20 protein-coding genes are annotated in these 19,715 nt (G+C 70.6%); 11 read left to right on the top strand and 9 right to left on the bottom strand.

Features of this window, described 5'->3' with window-relative positions:
- The first annotated feature begins 17 nt into the window (after nucleotides 1-17).
- Nucleotides 18-1,319 carry an MFS transporter gene (locus ACLF5H_RS23530; RefSeq protein WP_421678004.1) on the top strand — a complete coding sequence of 434 codons (1,302 nt, stop codon included), beginning with the start codon at nucleotides 18-20 and terminating at the stop codon, nucleotides 1,317-1,319.
- Between the two features lie 61 nt (nucleotides 1,320-1,380).
- Nucleotides 1,381-2,364, top strand: a complete 984-nt coding sequence (locus ACLF5H_RS23525; RefSeq protein WP_421678003.1) for a polyprenyl synthetase family protein — start codon at nucleotides 1,381-1,383, stop codon at nucleotides 2,362-2,364.
- Nucleotides 2,365-2,617: 253 nt separating this feature from the next.
- Here ACLF5H_RS23525 and ACLF5H_RS23520 read toward each other — a convergent pair whose 3' ends face one another.
- Nucleotides 2,618-3,223 carry an ArsR/SmtB family transcription factor gene (locus tag ACLF5H_RS23520; RefSeq protein WP_421678002.1) on the bottom strand — a complete coding sequence of 202 codons (606 nt, stop codon included), beginning with the start codon at nucleotides 3,221-3,223 and terminating at the stop codon, nucleotides 2,618-2,620.
- 152 nt (nucleotides 3,224-3,375) lie between these two features.
- On the opposite strand from ACLF5H_RS23520, the gene ACLF5H_RS23515 reads away from it, so the two are divergent.
- On the top strand, nucleotides 3,376-3,765 hold the full coding sequence (locus ACLF5H_RS23515) for a hypothetical protein (protein ID WP_421678001.1): 390 nt from the start codon (nucleotides 3,376-3,378) through the stop codon (nucleotides 3,763-3,765).
- A 651-nt stretch (nucleotides 3,766-4,416) separates the two neighbouring features.
- Here the strand turns inward: ACLF5H_RS23515 and ACLF5H_RS23510 are convergent.
- Both ACLF5H_RS23510 and mca read right to left on the bottom strand, forming a co-directional pair.
- On the bottom strand, nucleotides 4,417-4,656 hold the full coding sequence (locus ACLF5H_RS23510; protein WP_421678000.1) for a hypothetical protein: 240 nt from the start codon (nucleotides 4,654-4,656) through the stop codon (nucleotides 4,417-4,419).
- Nucleotides 4,649-5,530, bottom strand: coding sequence for a mycothiol conjugate amidase Mca (mca, locus tag ACLF5H_RS23505; protein WP_421677999.1), 882 nt, complete (start codon nucleotides 5,528-5,530; stop codon nucleotides 4,649-4,651). The genes ACLF5H_RS23510 and mca overlap by 8 nt, the downstream gene beginning before the upstream one ends.
- A 103-nt stretch (nucleotides 5,531-5,633) precedes the next feature.
- Here mca and ACLF5H_RS23500 point away from each other — a divergent pair, with 103 nt between their 5' ends.
- On the top strand, nucleotides 5,634-6,032 hold the full coding sequence (locus ACLF5H_RS23500; protein ID WP_421677998.1) for a DUF4307 domain-containing protein: 399 nt from the start codon (nucleotides 5,634-5,636) through the stop codon (nucleotides 6,030-6,032).
- A 244-nt stretch (nucleotides 6,033-6,276) separates the two neighbouring features.
- Nucleotides 6,277-6,777 (top strand): transcription elongation factor GreA, encoded by a 501-nt coding sequence (gene greA, locus ACLF5H_RS23495; RefSeq protein ID WP_421677997.1) that lies wholly within the window; start codon nucleotides 6,277-6,279, stop codon nucleotides 6,775-6,777.
- Between the two features lie 133 nt (nucleotides 6,778-6,910).
- On the opposite strand, the gene ilvA is transcribed toward greA, so the two are convergent.
- Complete coding sequence (ilvA, locus tag ACLF5H_RS23490; RefSeq protein WP_421677996.1) at nucleotides 6,911-8,143, bottom strand: threonine ammonia-lyase; 1,233 nt, start codon at nucleotides 8,141-8,143, stop codon at nucleotides 6,911-6,913.
- A 144-nt stretch (nucleotides 8,144-8,287) separates the two neighbouring features.
- Between ilvA and ACLF5H_RS23485 the strand changes: the two genes are divergently transcribed.
- The 3 genes from ACLF5H_RS23485 (at nucleotide 8,288) to ACLF5H_RS23475 (ending at nucleotide 9,707) form a co-directional block, all read left to right on the top strand.
- Nucleotides 8,288-8,791 (top strand): MarR family winged helix-turn-helix transcriptional regulator, encoded by a 504-nt coding sequence (locus tag ACLF5H_RS23485; protein WP_421677995.1) that lies wholly within the window; start codon nucleotides 8,288-8,290, stop codon nucleotides 8,789-8,791.
- Nucleotides 8,792-8,887: 96 nt separating this feature from the next.
- Nucleotides 8,888-9,409 carry a sigma factor-like helix-turn-helix DNA-binding protein gene (locus tag ACLF5H_RS23480; protein ID WP_421677994.1) on the top strand — a complete coding sequence of 174 codons (522 nt, stop codon included), beginning with the start codon at nucleotides 8,888-8,890 and terminating at the stop codon, nucleotides 9,407-9,409.
- 49 nt (nucleotides 9,410-9,458) lie between these two features.
- Nucleotides 9,459-9,707 (top strand): hypothetical protein, encoded by a 249-nt coding sequence (locus ACLF5H_RS23475; RefSeq protein WP_421677993.1) that lies wholly within the window; start codon nucleotides 9,459-9,461, stop codon nucleotides 9,705-9,707.
- Between the two features lie 49 nt (nucleotides 9,708-9,756).
- On the opposite strand, the gene ACLF5H_RS23470 is transcribed toward ACLF5H_RS23475, so the two are convergent.
- The gene (locus tag ACLF5H_RS23470; protein WP_085566291.1) at nucleotides 9,757-10,911 is read right to left on the bottom strand and encodes a cystathionine gamma-synthase; all 1,155 of its coding nucleotides are present in this window, start codon (nucleotides 10,909-10,911) and stop codon (nucleotides 9,757-9,759) included.
- Between the two features lie 177 nt (nucleotides 10,912-11,088).
- On the opposite strand from ACLF5H_RS23470, the gene ACLF5H_RS23465 reads away from it, so the two are divergent.
- Both ACLF5H_RS23465 and ACLF5H_RS23460 read left to right on the top strand, forming a co-directional pair.
- Nucleotides 11,089-12,207 carry a hypothetical protein gene (locus ACLF5H_RS23465; protein ID WP_421677992.1) on the top strand — a complete coding sequence of 373 codons (1,119 nt, stop codon included), beginning with the start codon at nucleotides 11,089-11,091 and terminating at the stop codon, nucleotides 12,205-12,207.
- 353 nt (nucleotides 12,208-12,560) lie between these two features.
- Nucleotides 12,561-13,838 carry an ATP-binding protein gene (locus tag ACLF5H_RS23460; protein WP_421677991.1) on the top strand — a complete coding sequence of 426 codons (1,278 nt, stop codon included), beginning with the start codon at nucleotides 12,561-12,563 and terminating at the stop codon, nucleotides 13,836-13,838.
- Between the two features lie 70 nt (nucleotides 13,839-13,908).
- Here ACLF5H_RS23460 and ACLF5H_RS23455 read toward each other — a convergent pair whose 3' ends face one another.
- Nucleotides 13,909-14,949 (bottom strand): NAD(P)-dependent alcohol dehydrogenase, encoded by a 1,041-nt coding sequence (locus tag ACLF5H_RS23455; RefSeq protein ID WP_421677990.1) that lies wholly within the window; start codon nucleotides 14,947-14,949, stop codon nucleotides 13,909-13,911.
- A gap of 182 nt (nucleotides 14,950-15,131) precedes the next feature.
- Between ACLF5H_RS23455 and ACLF5H_RS23450 the strand changes: the two genes are divergently transcribed.
- Nucleotides 15,132-16,031 (top strand): helix-turn-helix domain-containing protein, encoded by a 900-nt coding sequence (locus ACLF5H_RS23450; protein WP_421677989.1) that lies wholly within the window; start codon nucleotides 15,132-15,134, stop codon nucleotides 16,029-16,031.
- Nucleotides 16,032-16,049: 18 nt separating this feature from the next.
- On the opposite strand, the gene ACLF5H_RS23445 is transcribed toward ACLF5H_RS23450, so the two are convergent.
- From ACLF5H_RS23445 to ACLF5H_RS23435, 3 genes are all read right to left on the bottom strand, one after another.
- Nucleotides 16,050-16,733 carry an ABC transporter ATP-binding protein gene (locus ACLF5H_RS23445; RefSeq protein WP_421677988.1) on the bottom strand — a complete coding sequence of 228 codons (684 nt, stop codon included), beginning with the start codon at nucleotides 16,731-16,733 and terminating at the stop codon, nucleotides 16,050-16,052.
- Nucleotides 16,734-16,781: 48 nt separating this feature from the next.
- Nucleotides 16,782-18,275 carry an ABC transporter permease gene (locus tag ACLF5H_RS23440; protein ID WP_421677987.1) on the bottom strand — a complete coding sequence of 498 codons (1,494 nt, stop codon included), beginning with the start codon at nucleotides 18,273-18,275 and terminating at the stop codon, nucleotides 16,782-16,784.
- A gap of 125 nt (nucleotides 18,276-18,400) precedes the next feature.
- Complete coding sequence (locus ACLF5H_RS23435) at nucleotides 18,401-19,648, bottom strand: L,D-transpeptidase (protein WP_421677986.1); 1,248 nt, start codon at nucleotides 19,646-19,648, stop codon at nucleotides 18,401-18,403.
- Nucleotides 19,649-19,715 lie beyond the last annotated feature (67 nt).

The raw sequence follows: 19,715 nt of genomic DNA, 5'->3' as shown, positions 1-19,715 counted from the left end.
GCGAGGGAGCGCAGCGAGTGCAGTTCCTTCAACTCTCCACTGTGCAAGGCCCTCTACAGAGTAGAAATTTTCGGCTGCTTGCGTCGTGCAATGCCATCTCGGTCGCGGGGTCATCGATTGCGACTGTCGCAATGCCGTTCGCGGTCCTCGATGTCGGCGGTTCTGCGGGCGATGTCGGACTCATCGCGACTGCCAAACTTGTCCCTCTCATCGCCTTTCTCCTGATCGGCGGAGTGATCGCGGACCGCTGGCCCCGTCACCGGGTTCTGGTCGCCGCGAACATCGTGCAGGCCGCCGCCGAAGGTGCCGCTGCCGGTCTGGTTCTCAGCGGCCATGCCGAGGTTTGGCACCTGGGCGTACTGTCCGCGATCGGCGGCATGGGCGTGGCCGTCAGTTATCCGGCCGCGCAGGGGCTGCTCCCCCACACCGTGCCGGCCGAACTGCGTCAGCAGGGCGTCGCGTTGGATCGCATGTGCCGTAACACGGCATCGATCGGCGGTGCCGCACTCGCCGGTCCACTCATCGCGTTCTGGGGTTCAGGGCTGGGTCTCGGCATCGACGCCGCGAGTTTTGCGATCGCCGCGGCCCTCAGGTTTCGGATGAGCTTCTCCAACCTGCCTCAGGTCCAGAAGTCCGACATGATTTCCGAACTCCGGCAGGGATGGCGGACGTTCACCTCTCGGCGCTGGCTGTGGGTCACCGTGACGCTGTCCGGGGTCGTCACCTCCGCGAGTTCGGCCCTGATCGCGGTATTGGGGCCACTGGCCGCCGATCTGCATCTCGGCGGTGCGCGCAGTTGGGGATTCATCGTCGCCGCATATGGTTTTGGAGCGGTTGTCGGTGGCCTGGTACTGCTCAGATACCGGCCGCGCCGCATACTCCTGGCGGGGCTCCTTTCCTTTCCTGCCCTGTCTCTGCTGTTCTTCGCACTCGCCATTCCCCTGACGACGCCGGTCGATATTGCCTTGTCCTTCCTGGCGGGGGCATTCCTTGAAATCTTCGAGGTCGGCTGGGCCATCGCGCTCCAGCAGGAGATTCCACCGGAAGAGCTGTCTCGTATCTCCTCGTACGACGCACTTGGGAATTACGCCCTCAGCCCGGCGGGAACCGCGGCGGCCGGTGGGTTGGCCGGGGCATTCGGTCTCCCGATCGTCCTTGTCTGCAACGGAGTTCTCATTCTGCTGCTCAGCGCTGCCGCCCCGCTGGTTCCCGAGATCAGACGCCTCCGCAGGCGGTCACCGGACGCTTCCACGACCAGGGCGGTGAAGGGTGGGCAGGGAGATGTGCATGCTGGACGTTCAGACGTGCAGCATGATTAGATGTGATCGTCAATAGACTTGCCGGGTACAGTTGGAGATTTACGTGAGGCATGCTCTACCCGTGGATATTGCCGATGCGGAATTGGCCGACGAGCTGACCCGAGGCATGAAGCTGGTCGAAGAACAGCTATTTGCTGCGGCGGAAACAGACAATGAGCTGTTGGCCGCCTCCGCACGCCACCTGATCAGTGCCGGCGGAAAGCGACTTCGGCCTTTTCTGGTTCTTCTGGGTGCCCAGTTCGGATCTCATCGGGACGAGCGCATCCTGTCGGCCGCGGCATCCATGGAACTCACCCACATCGGGACGCTGTACCACGACGACGTCATGGATGAGGCCACCATCCGGCGCGGGGTGCCGAGCGCGCACGTGCTGTGGGGCACCAGAGTCGCCGTACTCACGGGAGACTTCCTCTATTCGCGCGCGTCCCAACTCCTGGCAGGACTTGGGGATGAGGCGATCCGTCTGCACGCGCGGACCTTCATCCGACTCTGCGAGGGTCAGTCGGCCGAGACGGCGGGCCCGCAGTCCGAGTCCGACCGGCTCGATCACTATCTCGACGTCCTCGCCAACAAGACCGCGTCGCTGTTCGCCGCCTCGGGCGAGCTGGGCGGCCTCCTCTCGGGTGCGCCGGAGGAGATCGTGGCGCGGATCGCGCGGGCGTGCGAAGCGTGGGGAATCGCCTACCAGTTGTCCGACGACCTGCTCGACATCACCAGCGAGGCCGACGAGAGCGGCAAACCCCCGGGGGCCGACCTCCGCGAGGGTGTCCCCACCCTGCCGATGATCTACGCCGCTCGCTCGGCTCTCGCCACAGATGCCCGGCTCGTGGAGCTGATGCGGTCCGGCCAGCTGACCGACCCCGCCCTGCACGCCGAGGCCCTGAAACTCCTCCAGGAGCATCCGGCCGTCGACATGACACGGGCGGAAGTACGGAAGTGGGCGGGCGTAGCCAGGCAGGAGATCGCTGATCTGCCCGACTCACCGGCGCGTGACGTGCTTGAGGGACTCTGCGATTTCGTCGTGGACAGGACCAAGAACGGCTGACTCAGCAGGGGGTTGTCGCCGACACGGTCGTACGCGGCGAGGGTTCCGGCGCGGCCTCTCGCAACGCCCGGCCTGGTCGGCGAGGCCCGCACCGGCTCACTGACGTGGTCAAGGCTGCCGCGGACTTCTCCGTCGCCATGCGCCTGGGAGTCGGCGGGCCGCGTGGACGGATACGCCGTCCACGCTCTCGTCACCGCGCTTCGGAGCCCGCTGGAGCCGAGGTCGGGCCGGGCACGGTGAGCGGGGATGCCGCTCAGGCGGTGGGCGGTTCGGCGGCGATCGGTTCCGCGTCTTTGTCCTCCGCCGGTTCCGGGACCGCGTAGTAGCGCATGAGCATCGGGCGCGCGCCCTCCGGCGCCTCCTCGCGGGAGTGGCCGTAGCGGTCGAGCAGGGCGTGGTAGTCGCGCACGAAGGCGAGCAGTTCCTCGCGGGTCATCCAGGTGCCGTGGCGCTGGACCTGGACCCAGCCCTCGGGACCGCGGTAGTCGTGGTGGGCGCGGTGGTAGAGCGCGGTGTCGAACTCGATCTTGAGATGGGCGAGTTGGGCGGCGGCCGCGTACTCGTCCGGCGCCATCGTGGCCGGGTCGGGCGTGGTGTGCCGGAAGGGCAGCGTCCGCCACCAGCGCTCGCGGCCACCGGACTTCTCCGGTATCTCCTCGATGAGCCGCTGCTCGGCGAGTTTGCGCAGGTGGTAGCTGGTGGTGCCGGAGCTCTCGCCGAGTTCGCGGGCCAGCACCGTGGAGTTCGCCTCGCCGTGCCGGCCGAGGTACTCCAGGATCCGGCGGCGCAGGGGGTTGCCCAGGGATTTGTAGAGCGCGGTGCGCTCCAGGCTGGTCATCTCGGGCATGCCGTCGGTCATGCGGAAACCGTAACCCTGAGAACCCTGAGACGTCCCTGAGGTTTGCCGAAGACTGCCGAATTCTCTTTGCAGAATTTTCTCTGCGGTCTACGGTGGCAGAGCCGGATCGAGGACGACTGCGGCCCTGGGAGGGGCCGAGAGGGGGACGGGGCGTGACAGCGAAGAAGAAGTGGACGTTCATCGGGCTGGCCGCGGCGGCGGTCCTGCTGGTGCCGTGGATGGTGATGCTCGCGATGACACTGCCCGGCCGCACCACGGTGGACCACTGGCCGCTGGCCTGGACAGGTCTCGACGTCCTGATGGCGGCGGGCTGCGCGGCCACGGCCCTCCTCGGCCTCCGCGCCGACCCCCGGGCGCGCCTCACCGCCTCCGCCACGGCGTCCATGGCCGTCCTCGACGCCTGGTTCGACATAACCACCGCCGACTCGGGCTCGGCCCTGCTCCAGGCGGTGGGGTGCGCGGTCGCGGAGGCGGCGCTGGCGGGGGCGTGCGTGTACCTGGCGGTGGGGAAGGGGCGGTGCGGGACGCGGGTGCCGTCGTAGGCGCGGGGACCGGGGCGGGGCGGCTGCGCCTGCCGCCGCGCAGGCGGCGCTCGTCCGGGCAGCTCGTCCGGGCAGCAACTGTGTGCCTGCCGGGCCCCTGTCGCTTGCCTCGACGGCAACATGCGGGACGGCGGCGTGCGGTGCGGAGGTTCGCGGAACGGCGCCACGGCGGCACGCGCCACGGCGGCACGCGGGACGGCGGCTCGCGGTACGGCGGCTCGCGATGCGGGTCAGCGGCCGAAGCCGTCCCTCATGAGGAACCCGCCCTTGATGAGAAACCCGCCCTTGCGCCCGCGCCCCACGCGCCGCGATCCGGATACGCGGAACTCGCCAGCCCGCCCCCGCGCACGCCCGCCGCTCAGGAGCGGGGCGCACGTCCGGGGACCGGTCGGCAGGGGCCCTGCGGCCGCGCACGGCTGCGGACCGTCGCGCCCGTGAGGTGACGGGGGCGACGGCTTCGGCGGGCGGCCGGTTTCCACGGCCCCGGGCCGCTCCGGCAGCCGGAGCCGAAGGCCGAAGTCTCGCGGACCGAGCTCCCGGGGGCCGACGTCCCGCGGACCGGGCACTCAGGGCCGAGGTCCGCGGAGACGGAGACCCGGGGCCATCGGCCGAGGGCCGGGCCCGGGGTCAAAGGGCCAGGTCAGCCCGGGTTCAGCTGCGCTGGGCCGGGGTGTCGGCCGGCTGGCTGTCCGTGCCGGGGTCGGCGGGCTCCTTGAAGTCGACCTTCCGCATGTGCTTGCTCATCGACTTCATGAGGCCCCACACCGCCACCGCCATCACCGCGAACACGATGAAGCCGAGGACACCGGGGGTGACCTTGTTCTGGTCGAGATCGGCGAGGGAGACGAGGTCCGTCGCTGCCAGGCTCACGCTTGCGCTCATGTCAGGCATTGTCCCGGATGCCCGCGAAGAGGTCGTCCTCGGGGAGGGAGGTGTCCACGAGCGACTTCGCCAGCTCGTACTCCTCCGTCGGCCAGACCTCCCTCTGGAGGTCCATCGGCACGCGGAACCAGCCGCCGTCCGGATCGATCTGTGTGGCGTGCGCAATCAGCGCCTTGTCGCGGATCTCGAAGAAGTCCGCGCAGGGAACATGCGTGGTCAGGGTGCGTTCGACCCGCTCGATCTCCTTCCAGCGCTTGAGCCACTCCCCGTACGGCGACTCCAGGCCGCGGTCGAGCATCGCCTGGTGCAGGGCCTCGGTGCGGGGGCGGTTGAAGCCCTGGTTGTAGTAGAGCTTCTGCGGCCGGTGGGCCGGGCCGAACTCGTCCTCGGGGTACTTCTCGGTGTCCGCCGCGCCCTCGAACGCCACCATGGAGATCTTGTGGGTCATGATGTGGTCGGGGTGGGGGTAGCCGCCGTTCTCGTCGTAGGTGGTGATCACCTGCGGGCGGAAGGAGCGGATCTGGCGCACCAGCTCGCCGGCCGCCTTGTCGACGTCCTCCAGGGCGAAGCAGCCCTCAGGCAGCGGCGGCAGCGGGTCGCCCTCGGGCAGCCCGGAGTCCACGAAGCCCAGCCACTCCTGCTTGACGCCCAGGATCTCGCGGGCCTCGTCCATCTCCTTGCGGCGCACCTCGTGGATGTTCGCCTCGATGTAGGGGTCGCCCTGGAGCTTGGGGTTGAGGATGGAGCCGCGTTCACCGCCGGTGCAGGTCACCACCAGCACGTCCACCCCCTCGGACACGTACTTCGCCATGGTGGCCGCGCCCTTGCTCGACTCGTCGTCGGGGTGTGCGTGAACGGCCATCAGTCGCAGCTGGTCAGTCAAGACTCAATCCTCGGTAGGTCGGCGCCCCCAAGGCTCAGGGCGCAATCGAAGGCTTCTATAGTGACCGAATCGGGGGGCGATTAATTCCGCGGAGAGGACGATCATGAGTACGGCGAGCACGGGGCTGCCCACGGGCCGCTACGGCCGCTCCTCTGACGAGCGCGCCGACCGCAAACTCAAGGTCGCCGCCGTGGTGCTCGGCGCCGCCCTGCTGGCCCTGGTCGGCTACTTCGCGTACCACTACATCGTGCAGACGCGGATCAGCGCCCAGGTGATCACCTTCGACTCCACGGACACCGCGGTCAAGGCCCACCTGGAGGTCCACAAGGACGCCGGGACCGACGGCTACTGCACCCTGCGTTCCCAGTCGGCGGACGGTACCGAGGTCGGACGCGCCGACTTCCACTTCACCGGCTCGGCCACACGCATCGACAAGGTCGTCACGCTGCGTACGACGGCTCGCGGCACCACGGCCGAGCTGCTGGGCTGCCACAGCGGCTGACCCGCCGGGAGCATCACCGGCCGGAACCCGGCCCGGACAGTGGTCCACCGCGCCGGACGCGCCGCCCCGCCGCTCCTTCACCCGGAATGCGGACGGCCCGACCTGCGTTGATGTGATTCTGATGGCTTATGTCCTCCCCCTTCCCCGGATGAATTGTTAGGCTCGTGGTTTCGCCCATCCAAGAGGGAACATTCTTCTGGGTAGGGCGATGCTTTGTATTCCCAGTACCGACGAGGAGCACCCTGTGACCCAGACCAGCGAGAACGTCACCTGGCTGACCCAGGAGGCGTACAACAAGCTCAAGGTCGAGCTTGAGTACCTTACTGGTCCTGCGCGCACGGAGATCGCCGCCAAGATCGCGGCCGCGCGCGAGGAGGGAGACCTGCGCGAGAACGGCGGGTACCACGCGGCCAAGGAGGAGCAGGGCAAGCAGGAGCTGCGTGTGCGGCAGCTGACCCAGCTTCTCGAGAGCGCCAAGGTGGGCGAGGCCCCGGCCTCCGCCGACGGCGCCGTCGCGCCCGGCATGGTCGTCACGATCGCCTTCGACGGTGACGAGGACGACACCATGACGTTCCTGCTCGCCTCCCGCGAGTACGCGAGCTCCGACGTGGAGACGTACTCGCCGCAGTCGCCGCTGGGGGCCGGTGTCATCGGCCACAAGGTCGGCGAGGACGCGGAGTACGAGCTGCCGAACGGCAAGACCGCCTCGGTCCGCATCCTCAAGGCCGAGCCCTACAACGGCTGAGCCCCAGAGCTTTCCCACCCGGGACCCCCGGCGTCCGCAGCGGACGCCGGGGGTCCCGTCGTATCTCCCCGTCGTACGGTCGTACGGTCGTACGGCTCGTGGCGAGGTCTCAGGCGAGGTCTCAGGGGAGGTCTCAGGAGGGGATGACCAGGTAGCCCGCGTCGCCCAGGCACCGGCCGACCTCGGCGCAGTGGGCCGGGCCCTTGGTCTCCAGGTGGAGTTCGACCTCCACCTCGCTGAGGCCGAGCCGGGGGTCGGTGCGGACATGGCTGACGTCGAGGACGTTGGCGTCCACCCCCGACAGCACCCCGAGGAGATCGGCGAGGGCGCCCGGGCGGTCGGTGAGCCGCAGTCGTACGGCCAGATAGCGGCCCTGCGCGGACATGCCGTGCCGCAGCACCCGCTGGAGCAGCACCGGGTCGACATTGCCGCCGGACAGCACGCAGACGACCGGGCCCTCGAAGGTGTCCGGGGACGCGAGCAGCGCGGCGACCGGGCTCGCGCCGGCCGGTTCCACGACCAGCTTGGCCCGCTCCAGGCACAGCAGCAGCGCGGCGGACAGCTGGTCCTCGGTGACCGTGCGCGTCTCGTCCACCAGCTCGCGGATGATGCCGAACGGCACCACGCCGGGCTTGCCCACCTTGATGCCATCGGCCATCGTGGCCGGGTTCGCGACCGCCACCGGGTGTCCGACGGCCAGCGAGGGCGGGTAGGCGGCGGCGCCCTCGGCCTGGACGCCGATGATCCGTACGTCGGGCCTGATCGCCTTCACCGCGACCGCGATCCCGGCTACCAGTCCCCCGCCGCCGACCCCGACGAGGATCGTGCGCACCTCCGGGCACTGCTCCAGGATCTCCAGGCCGACCGTGCCCTGCCCGGCGATGATGTCCGGGTGGTCGAAGGGGTGGATGAACACCGCGCCGGTGCGGGCCGCGTAGTCCTGGGCGGCGGCCAGCGTCTCGTCCACCACCTGGCCGGTGAGGCGCACCTCGGCGCCGTACTCCCTGGTCGCGCTGACCTTGGGCAGCGGGGCGCCGTGCGGCATGAAGACGGTGGCGTGCACGCCCAGCAGCGAGGAGGCCAGGGCGACGCCCTGCGCGTGGTTGCCGGCGCTCGCGGCTACCACTCCGGCGGCGCGTTCCTCCGGCAGCAGCCCGGCGATGCGCACATAGGCGCCGCGCAGCTTGAACGAGCCGGTGCGCTGGAGGTTCTCGCACTTCAGCTGCACCGGCGCGCCGACCAGCTGGGACAGGTGCCGGCTGCCCTCCATCGCGGTCGTCCGCGCCACGCCCGAGAGCATCTTCTGGGCTCCGCGTACGTCGTCCAGGGTGACGGAGCGCAACGGATGGGCGGTGCGGTAGTTCATGACTCCAGCATCGCAGCTCGCGGTGGCGGACGACGGTGGTGACCAAGGTCCAAGACGGGTTTGCGCAGCGCCGGTACGGCCCGGCGCCGGGCCGCGTACCCTGTCCCCCAACCTTGCAGCCCTTCATGAAGCGAGCCTCCGGCCATGCCCACAACACCTGAAATGTCGATGGACATGACGACCGTCGGTGATCCCGGTCTTCTCGACTCCCTCCAGCACGAGGTGGCGGTGTTCGCCCGCCGCGCCGAACAGACGCGGCTCGGTGGTGTCGGGCAGGCGCGCAACTCCATGGACCGCGCCGCCTATCTGCTGCTCAACCGCCTCGACAAGGAGGGCCCGATGGGCGTCAAGGCGCTCGCCTCGGGCATGGGCATCGACTCCTCCACGGTGACCCGGCAGGTGGCCCCGCTGGTCGACACCGGCCTGGTCAAGCGCACCTCGCACCCGGAGGACGGGCGCGCGGTGGTGCTCCAGCTGTCCCCGCGCGGTGCCGCCCGGCTGGCGGAGGTGCGCTCCTCGCGGCGCCTGCTGATGGCGGAGCTGACCGAGGACTGGTCGCCGCAGGAGCGCGAGCAGTTCTGCGCCCTGCTGACCCGCTTCAACCACGGCCTGTCGGCCCGCACCCAGGGGAAGCATCCCGAGGCTTGACCCGGAGCCCCGGTCGGCCTCATATGAGAGCCGGGTCCTGCGTCGTACGCGATTCATCTGTCCTGTACCGGACAGGGCCCCCGACGGGGAGGCGTCGTGCGTGATCGGCGGATGGCCCAAGGGGCGGTCCTGGCCCAGGAGTTCGAGGCGTTCGTCGCGGGCGCGGCCGGCCGGCTGCTGCTCGCCGCGACGCTGCTCACCGCCGAGGCCCCGGACGCCAACCCCCGCGCGCGGCGCCTGCTGACCCTGGCACTCGGCCACACCTACGCCCGCTGGCAGCGGCTGCGCGGCGAGGATCCGTACGACTGCGCGCGCCAGTACCTCGCGGTCCGCTTCGCGCGCACGATCTGGCACCGGCACCGCCTCCTTCGCCGCGCACGGCCCGTGCCGCGCGGCCCGCTCGCCGGGCTGGACCCGCAGGAGCGGCTGATCCTGGTGCTGCGGATGTACGAGGGGGTCGCCGAGGAGCAGACGGCCGCGCTGCTCGGGCTGACCGCGGAGCGTGTGCACACCGTCTGCGACCGGGCGACGTCCCTGGTGCTGCACCCGGTCAGGGCGGCCGGTGCGCGCACGGTGAACGCGAAGGCGGCGCCGTCATCGAAGGCGGCGCCGTCATGAGGACGCGGGACACGCGGAGCGGGCGGCCGTACGGCGCGGGGAGGCCGGGGTGAACCGGGCCGAGCGGGAGGCCGCCGTACGGCGGGTGATGGGCGCGCGTCCGGTGCCGGTGCCGCCGGACCTGTACGCGGAGGCGGTGCGCCGCGGCGAGCGGCTGCTGCGGCGCGGGCGGCTGGTGCGCCGGGTGCTCTGGGTGCTGGTGTGCGTGGCGGCGGTGGTGTTCGGGGTGTGGGCGGCGTACGCCCACCCGTGGGTGGAGCCGCCGTCGGAGACGACTCCACCGGTGGACGGGTGGTGACCCGGGCCGCGTTCGGCCCGGATCACCGCTGCGGCGTCCACCGCGATGTCTAGCCGAGGGCCTGGCGCAGGTCCTCCACCAGGTCGTCGACGTTCTCGATGCCGACGGAGAGGCGGACGAGGTCGGCGGGGACCTCCAGGGCCGAGCCGGCCGCGGAGGCGTGGGTCATCCGGCCCGGGTGCTCGATCAGGGACTCGACGCCACCGAGCGACTCGCCGAGGGTGAACACCTTGGCGCGGTTGCACACCTCGACGGCCGCCTCCTCGCCGCCCTCGACACGGAAGGAGATCATGCCGCCGAAGGCACGCATCTGCTTGGCGGCGACCTCGTGCCCCGGGTGCTCGGGCAGGCCCGGGTAGAGCACGCTGGTCACCTTGGCGTGCCGGCTGAGCATGTCGGCGACCTTGGTGGCGTTCTCGCTGTGCCGGTCCATGCGCACGGCGAGGGTCTTGGTGCCGCGCAGCACCAGCCAGGAGTCGAAGGGGCCGGCGACGGCGCCCATCGCGTTCTGGTGGTAGGCCAGTTCCTCGCCGAGCGTCTGGTCGGAGACGATCAGGGCGCCGCCGACCACGTCGGAGTGGCCGCCCATGTACTTGGTCAGCGAGTGCACGACGACGTCCGCGCCGAGCGACAGCGGCTGCTGGAGGTAGGGCGTGGCGAAGGTGTTGTCGACGACGAGACGGGCGCCCGCGTCGTGGGCGACCTGGGCGACGGCGGCGATGTCGGTGATGCCGAGCAGCGGGTTGGAGGGGGTCTCCACCCAGACGGCCTTGGTCCGCGGGGTGATCGCGGCCCGTACGGCGGCCGGGTCGCTGGTGTCGGCGACGGACCACTCCACGCCCCAGCGGGTGGCGACCTTGGAGAAGAGGCGGAAGGTGCCGCCGTAGGCGTCGTTCGGGATCACCACGTGGTCGCCGGGGGTGAGCAGCGTGCGCAGCAGGGTGTCCTCGGCGGCGAGGCCGGAGGCGAACGCGAGGCCGCGGCTGCCGCCCTCCAGCGCGGCGAGGTTCTCCTCGAGGGCGGTACGGGTCGGGTTGGCGCTGCGGCTGTACTCGTAGCCGCCGCGCAGCCCGCCGACGCCGTCCTGCTTGTAGGTCGAGACCTGGTAGATGGGCGGTACGACCGCGCCGGTGAGGGGATCCGCGGTGTTGCCCGCGTGGATCGCGAGGGTCTCGAAGTGCTGACTGATGTGCCTGTCGCTCATGTGCACCGAGCGTAGTGCGCCCGGCGGGATTCCGACGCCCGGCGGTGTGGACGGGGGGTGGGCGGAGGGCGTCCGGAGGGATATCCCTGTGTCGGCTGTCATGCCCAGGATCGGAGTTGTCCACAGGCCGACGGCGGGGTTGGTCATTTGTCGGTGGTGTCTGGAACCCTTGGGGGCATGGTGATTCTCTGGCTGCTCATGGCACTGCTCATGCTGAGCTTCGTGCTGCTCCCGCTGGTACGGCGCAGGCGCGGGATGATCGAGCAGGTGCACCCGGACCACCCGGACGCCGCCGACCCCGCCGACTACGGCTTCCTGCGCCAGGAGGAGCTGGACGTACGGCTGCCGGGCCCCGACCAGGATCTGCTGGACGCGCTGGAGCTGGTGCAGCGCACCCGGGACTACCGGGCGGCGGCCCAGCTGTTGGCCGGCACCGAGACGGCGGGCGAGCTGCGCTGGCAGCGGGTGCAGGCCCTCGGCGGCGCGGCCGCGCTGGAGCTCGAACAGCGTCCCGGCGGGGTGCACGAGACGCCGGGCGGCCAGTGGCTGCGGGTGTGGCGGGCGGAGCGGCCCGAGGACGCGGGCGGTGCGGCCGTGCACGCGGAGTTCCTGGTGCAGCGGGCCTGGCGGGCGTCGGCGACCGGCACCAAGGACTTCCGGCTGCTGTTGGAGGAGGCCCGGGAGGTGTGCGGGCAGGCGGCCGAGCTGGCGCCCGCCGACCCGGTGCCGCACATCATCGAGCTGGCGATCGCCCGTGGACTGGGCGTCCCCCGCGAGGAGTTCGAGCGGCTGTGGCTGAAGGTCCTCGACCACGCCCCGCATCACATGGGCGCGCATCTGGCCGCGCTGCCCTACTGGTGCGAGAAGTGGCACGGCTCGCGTGAGCAGGCGTACGCCTTCGCCGAGGCGGCCGCCGCCCGCGCCCCGCGCGGATCGCTGCTGGCCGCGCTGCCGCTGTTCGCCGTGTTCGAGCACCTCCCCGAGGTGAACCTGGTGCTGGGCCTCTACCGGAGCGAGGTCATCGCCAAGGCGGTCCAGGGCGCACAGCACGCGGCACACGAGGCCGGCGCCGCCGACCCGACGCTGCCGCACGTCCGCCATCTGCTGGTCTTCTTCCTGGTCCGCGCCGAGCGCTGGGCGGAGGCCATGCATGAGCTGATACATGTCGACGGCCATGTCGGCGCCCTGCCCTGGACCCTGGCGGCCGACCCGGCGGCCGAGTTCGCCGTCTTCCGCGCCCTGGCGGTGGCGGGGTACGAGGCCAACGGGGGCAGTCCGGCGAGCCTGCCCGGCTGACCCGGCCGCCCCCTCCCACGGGGCGCGCCCACAGAAACTTCATCGCGCTCGCCGCCGAGCGGCTGGGTCTGCTGCCGCGGAGCGGCAGGACGCCGTGCACGCGGCATGGACGAACTGTGGGAGCGGATCACGGACCGCGACCCCTGCCACTACGGCGCACACCACGGAGCCGCCGTTGGCGTTCGCGCGGCTCCACCGATGTCGCGGCCGACAGCACCCCCCCTCCAGGACCGGTGGGGATGGCCGCGGCGGCGGTCTGATTCCAGGTCCGCGGCGGCGGGTCGGCTGGAGATGTCGTACCCCGCCCCCGCGGAGACAATGGGAGACCCCCTTGGTGGTGAGGTGGTGCCCTCATGCCCGCATGGCATCTGCGCGACTATCACGACGACGATCTCGATCAGGCCATCCAGATCTGGGACCAGTGCCGGCAGGCCGACGAGGACCCGGTGTTCCCGGTCTCGGAGGTGATGGCCGCGGCGAAGGCCGGGCAGACGGCGGTGGTCGCGGTGGTCGGGGACGAGCTGGTGGGGATGGCGGTGGCCCAGGCCCAGGGCAAGCGGGGCTGGATCCTGCTGATGGCGCTCGCCGCGCGCTGGCGCGAGCGCGGGATCGGCAGCGCGCTGCTCGCCGAGCTGGAGCGGCGGCTGCGGGCGCTCGGGGTACGGCACATCAGCGCGCTGCTGCCGGTGGGCGCGGCGGGTTCGAAGGCGCTGGCGAACAGCGGCTACCGGAGCCGCGAGGACCTCACCTACCACGAGAAGCTCGAACCGCTCGGCGCCGCGAACGCCGATGTCCTCGCCGCGCTCGGCGGGCGCATGCTGCCCGAGGGGCTGTGGGACGCGATGGCCGGGAGGGAGCGGGAGAAGCAGGTCGTGGAGCGGCGGGTGGTGCTGCCGCTGACGGAACCGGCGCTGGCCGACCGCTACGGGGTCGTGCCGCCGAAGTCGGTCATCCTGTTCGGACCGCCCGGCACCGGGAAGACCAGCTTCGCCAAGGCGGTCGCCTCCCGGCTCGGCTGGCCGTTCGTGGAGCTGTTCCCCTCGCGGCTCGCCGCCGACACCAGCGAGGGGCTGGCCACGGCGCTGCGGGACGCCTTCGCCGATCTCGCGGAGCTGGACTCGGTGGTGCTCTTCATCGACGAGGTGGAGGAGATCGCGGCGGCGCGCTCCGGCAAGGCGGTGGACCCCGGGCACGGGGTGACCAACGAGCTGCTGAAGCTGATCCCCGTCTTCCGCGAGCACGACTCACGGCTGCTGGTGTGCGCCACCAATTCCGTACGGTCCCTGGACGCGGCCTTCCTGCGGCCGGGGCGGTTCGACTACGTCATCCCCATCGGGCCGCCCGACCCGACCGCCCGCGCGGCGATCTGGGCCCGCTATCTCCGGGGCATGAACGACTCGGTGGACCTCGGGCGACTGGTCGCCGCGAGCGAGCTGTTCACCCCGGCGGACATCGAGTTCGCCGCCCGCAAGGGCGCCCAGGCCGCCTTCGAACGCGAGGTCGCCCACCGGGAGGGCCGCCCGGCGGGCACCGAGGACTACATGACCGCCATCTCCGACACCCGCCCGACCCTCACCACCCGGGCGATCAAGGAGTTCGGCGAGGACATCGACACGTACAGCCGGCTGTGACCGCGCGGGCGTCGTGGCCGCTCGCGCGGTCCCCGCGCCCCCGCGCCTCCTCGGGCGCGGGGACCGGGGGTCAGATCGTCGAGTTGTCGATCACGAACCGGTACCGCACATCGCTCGCGAGCACCCGCTCGTACGCCTCGTTGATCTCCGACGCGGCGATCAGCTCGATCTCCGCGCCCAGCCCGTGCTCCGCGCAGAAGTCCAGCATCTCCTGGGTCTCCGGGATGCCGCCGATGCCGGAGCTGCTGAGGCTGCGGCGGTTGCCGGAGAGGGACTGGAGGGTGATCTGGACCGGCTCCTCGGGCAGGCCCACGTTGACCAGGGCGCCGTCCGTGCGCAGCAGGGACAGGAAGGCGCTGAAGTCGAGGGGGGCCGAGACCGTGTTGAGGATGAGGTCGAAGGTGCCCTTGAGGTCCTCGAAGGTCTTCGGATCGCTGGTGGCGTAGTAGTGGTCGGCGCCCAGCTTCAGGCCGTCGTCCCTCTTGCGCAGGGACTGGGAGAGGACGGTGACCTCCGCGCCCAGCGCGTGCGCGATCTTGACGCCCATGTGGCCGAGACCGCCGAGCCCGACGACGGCGACCCTCTTGCCGGGGCCCGCGTTCCAGTGCTTCAGCGGGGAGTACGTGGTGATGCCGGCGCACAGCAGCGGCGCGGCCACGTCCAGGGACAGGCCCTCGGGGATGCGGACGACGTAGTTCTCGTCCACGACGACGTTCTCGGCGTAGCCGCCGTAGGTCGGCGTCCCGTCCCGGCCCGTGTCGTTGTACGTCCAGGTGGGGCCCTGGTCGCAGTACTGCTGGAGGCCGGCCTTGCAGTTGTCGCACTCCCGGCAGGAGTCGACCATGCAGCCGACGCCCACGCGGTCGCCGACGGCGTACTTGGTGACACCGGAGCCGACCTCCGTGACGACGCCCGCTATCTCGTGGCCCGGCACCATCGGGAACGTCGCCTTGCCCCAGCCCTCGCGGACCTGGTGGATGTCGGAGTGGCAGATGCCGGCGAACTTGACGTCGATCAGGACGTCGAACTCACCCACCGCCCGTCGCTCGATCTCGGTCCGCTCCAGGGGGGCCTTCGCGGCGGGCGCGGCGTACGCGGCAACAGTGGTCATGGCGGGGTTCTCCCTCACAAGGTCTACGCATGCCCGGCTGCTTTTCCACCGGGCACACCCCAAGAGTGCCTCGTGTCGCGCGGCGCACCCAGTGCACGCCTTTGCGTACGACCGCTGTGCCTACCACTGGCGGGATCAGGCTGGCAGGCCTACGACCAGCGGCGACGACGGATAATCGCGGTATGGACGAACAGCAGGACGCCGCCGTGACCGGGCCGCCCCTGGACCGGCGGGCCGAACTCAGCGAGTTTCTGCGCAGTCGGCGGGCCCGGCTCAAGCCCGAGGACGTGGGGCTGCCCGACTTCGGCCGGCACCGCCGGGTGCCGGGGCTGCGCCGGGAGGAGCTGGCGCAGCTGGCCGGGGTGTCGGTGGCCTACTACACGCGCCTGGAGCAGGGAAACGGGCGCAATGTCTCGGCGGAGGTCCTGGACTCGATCGCCCGCGCGCTGCGCCTCACGGACGCCGAGCACGCGCATCTGACCCATCTGGCCAAGCCGAAGTCGCACAAGAAGAAGCCGGTGGCCCGCCAGCAGCATGTGCGCCCGCCGTTGCTACAGTTGCTGGACACGCTGGAGGGCGTGCCCGCGTACATCGTGGGCCGGCGCTCGGAGATCCTCGCCTGGAACCGGATGGCGGCGGCGGTCTTCGGCGACTGGGCGGAGCTGCCGGTGGCCGAGCGCAACTGGGCGCGGCTGGTGTTCCTCAAGCCCGAGTACCGGGACCTGTTCGTCGACTGGGAGCAGAAGGCGATCGACGTCGTCTGCACGCTGCGCATGGACGCGGGCTGCTATCCGGACGATCCCCGGCTGTCCGCCCTGGTGGGGGAACTCTCCGTCAAGAGCGAGGAGTTCCGCCATCTGTGGGCCACGCACGACGTCAAGGAGAAGAACCACGGCGTCAAGCGGCTGCACCATCCGCTGGTGGGCGATCTCGCCCTGAACTTCGAGTCCTTCCGCCTGGCGGACGGCAGCGACCAGTGCCTGGTCACGTATCACGCGGAGCCCGGTTCCGCGTCCGCCGAGTCGCTGCGGCTGCTGGCCAGCTGGGGCACGGACGCGACCCGCGCGGGGACCTCGGCGTAGCCCCCGCGCGGCCGGGTCTCAGGCGCCCGCGTTCTCCTTCACCGTGATCTTTCCCTTGCGGATGGTGGCGACCCGGGGGGCCTTCTTCGCGAGGGTGGAGTCGTGGGTGACCATGACGAAGGTCAGCCCGTGCTCCTTCCACAGCCGTTCGAGTACGTCCATGATCTCGTCCCGGGTGCTCTCGTCGAGGTTGCCGGTCGGCTCGTCGGCGAGCAGCACCTTGGGCTTCTTCACCAGCGCGCGGGCGATGGCGACACGCTGCTGCTGGCCGCCGGACATCTCGCCGGGCAGATGCCCGAGGCGCTCGCCGAGACCGACGGACTCCAGTGCCTCGGCGGCGAGTTCGCGCCGCTGCTTGGTCTTGATGCCGAGCGGGACGAGGGCGGTCTCCACGTTCTCCTGGGCGGTGAGCGTGGGGATGAGGTTGAAGGACTGGAAGACGAAGCCGATGTTCTCGCTGCGGACCCGGGTCAGCCGGGCCTCGCTGAGCTTGGCCAGGTCGATGCCGTCCAGGACGACCTCGCCGGAGGTGGGCCGGTCCAGGCCGCCGAGCATCTGGAGCAGGGTGGACTTGCCGCCGCCGGTGGGGCCCTGGATGACCAGGCGATCGCCGTCGCCGATGACCAGGTCGACGCCGTCGAGGGCGTGCACGCTCTCCTTGCCCCGGGTGTAGCGCTTGGTGACGTTCTTGAGTTCATACATGGTGGCTCCTGGGAGGGTTTTCGGGGAGGGCGGTTGCGCGCGGCGCGGCTACTCCACCCGCCGCAGCGCGTCCGCCGGGCGCAGCCGGGAGGCCCGCCAGCCGCCGAACGCTCCCGCGATCAGGCCGCCCGCCACCGCGAGGCCCACCGCCAGCAGGATGGTCGTCAGGCTCACCGGGGCGGTCAGGGCCACCTCCAGGGACTTCGCGGCCTGCCTGCCGGGGCCGCCGGCGCCGCCGAACCCACCGCCGCCGCCCCCGCCGAAGCCGCCGCCACCGGCGCGCCCACCGGCGAAGCCGCCCCCGCTCGCGCCCAGTTGGGCCTGGAGGGTCGGGCTGATCGCGGTGACGACATAGGCGCCGGCGAGGCCCAGGGCGATGCCGAGGACGCCGCCCACCAGGCCGTTGACGACGGCCTCGCCGACCACCTGCCGGGTGACCCGGCCCGACTTCCAGCCCAGCGCCTTCAGGGTGCCGAACTCACGCACCCGGCGGGAGACCGCGGAGGAGGTGAGCAGGCCGGCGACCAGGAACGCGGCCACGAGCACCGCGATCGACAGCCACTTGCCGACATTGGTGGCGAGCGAGGAGGCGGTGGACAGGGAGCCCGAGACCGTCTTGGCGAGGTCGGAGGAGGTGGTGACCGTCGTACCGGAGACGTTCTTCTGGATGGTGCCCTTGACGGAGTCGATCTTCTGGGAGTCGGTGGCCCGCACGTAGATCGTGGTGACCTTGTCCTTCTCGCCCGCGAGGGTCTGCGCCTGCTTCAGCGGGATGTACAGGTTGGCCGCCGAGTCGCCGCTGTCCGCGGTGGCGATGCCGATCACCGAGTACTTGGTGTCCTTGATGGTGACGGTGGAGCCGACCTTGTACTTCTTCTCCTTGGCGTACGCCGAGTCGGCCACGGCCACCTTGGCGTCCGTCTCGGTGGACTTGAAGCCGCGGCCGCTGGTGATCTTGGAGGAGGTCAGCGGGCCGAGTCCGGTCCGGGTGACGTCGGTGCCGTAGACCGAGTACTGGTTGATGTTGAAGTCGGCGCCGCCGCCCTTGACCTCGCCCTGCGGCTGGCCGCTGCCGCCGCCGCGCCGGAAGCCGTAGCCGCCGCCGCTTCCGCCGCTCTGCTGGAACTGGCCGCGGGTGAAGGTGCCGCTGACCTTGACCACGGAGAGGTTCAGGCCGCCGGCGGCCGCCGCGACGCCCTGCTGGCCGGAGACCTTGGAGACGGTGGAGGAGGCGAGGGTGCTGAAGCCCTGCACCCGGACCCGGTCGCTGCTCTGCGTGGACTTGTCGTCCTCACCGTGCGCCCCGAACTGGAAGCGGGGCTGCTGGGAGCCCGAGGCGGTGGGCGTGGCCGCCTTGGTGACCGTCATGTCCGTACCGAGGCCGTAGAGCGACTGCAGCACCTTGTCCTGGGCCTTGCCCATGCCACTGGCCACGGAGTTGACGACGATGACCAGCGCGATGCCCAGCGCGAGGCCGGAGGCGACGACGAGCGCCGCCTTCCGACGGCGGCGCAGCTCGCGCCTCAGGTAGGTGAAGAACATGCGCCGCACGTTAGAAACGCCCCGTGACGGCACCCTGAGCCCACTGTGAGAGATGGATAAGAAACCCCGAAAACAGCGGTGCCGCCCCCTCGGGGGCGGCACTCACCGGGCGGTCGGGGGCGGGCTCAGACGGCCGAACCGGCCTTCCACTGGGCCCAGTCCATGTTCCAGCCGTTGAGGCCGTTGTCCGGGGAGACGGTCTTGTCACCGGTGTGCTGGATCACCACGACGTCACCGATCAGCGAGTGGTCGTAGAACCAGGCGGCGGGGGTGTTCGGGTCGCCCGCGCCCTTGGCGTCCTGGAGGCCGACGCAGCCGTGGCTGGTGTTGACGCTGCCGAACACCGAGGGGGCGCCCCAGTAGTTGCCGTGGATGAAGGTGCCCGAGGTGGTCAGGCGCATGGCGTGCGGCACGTCCTTGATGTCGTACTCGCCCTTGCCGTCGTCGTCGGTGAAGCCGACGGTCGCGCCGTTCATGCGGGTCTGCTTGAACTTCTCGGAGATCACCATCTGGCCCTCGTACGTGGTGTGCTCGGGGGCGCCCGCGGAGATCGGGATGGTCTTGACGACCTTGCCGTCCTGCGTGACCTTCATCTGGTGGGTCTTCGCGTCGACGTAGGAGACCTGGTTGCGGCCGATGTGGAAGGTGACCGTCTTCTGCTGGACGCCGTAGACGCCATTGGCACCCTGGACGCCGTCGAGGGCGAGCTTCAGGGTGACCGTGGAGCCTTCCTTCCAGTAGTCCTGGGGACGGCAGTCCATGCGGTTGGCGTTGAACCAGTGGCAGGCGACCTCCTGGCCGCCGCTGGTGCTGACGGTGATGCCCTTCTGAACGGCCGCCTTGTTGGTGATCGCCTTGTCGAAGTTGATCGAGACCGGCATGCCCACGCCGACGGTCGTGCCGTTGTCGGGGGTGAAGCTGCCGATGAAGCTGTTCGACGGCGAGACGGTGGTGAAGGACGCGTTCTCGTGGGCTATGCGGCCCTGGGAGTCCTTGGCCGTCGCGGCGATCTTGTAGGTGGTGGAGCGCTCCAGCTGGACGGTCGGCTTCCAGCTCAGCTTGTCCGCGGACAGCTGGCCGGCGACGGCCTTGCCGTCCTCGGTGGTCATGGTGACGCCGGTGAGCGTGCCCTTGCCGACCGTGACGGTGCCGGAGTTGTTGATCGACGCGTTGTCCGAGCCGTCCTTCGGGGTGACGGCGATCTGTGCCTCGGACGACTTCTGGGCGGCCGCCGCGTCGGCCTGGGCCTGCGATGATTCGCCGCTGCCGTGGGCCGCGGCCTTGTCCCCTCCGGAACAGGCCGAGAGCATCAGCACACCGCCGAGCAGAGCGGACGCGGCCACCAGGCCGTTGCGCCGCTTACCGTCCGTCATCACAAGCTTCTCCATCGTTGCCGAGTCGCAGATAACCCCGAGAGTCCCCGTAAGAACCTTCAACGCT

This window comes from Streptomyces sp. LaBMicrA B280 (genome assembly GCF_049222185.1).
Classification (GTDB): domain Bacteria; phylum Actinomycetota; class Actinomycetes; order Streptomycetales; family Streptomycetaceae; genus Streptomyces; species Streptomyces murinus.
This window is presented reverse-complemented; position numbering and strand designations above follow the sequence as displayed.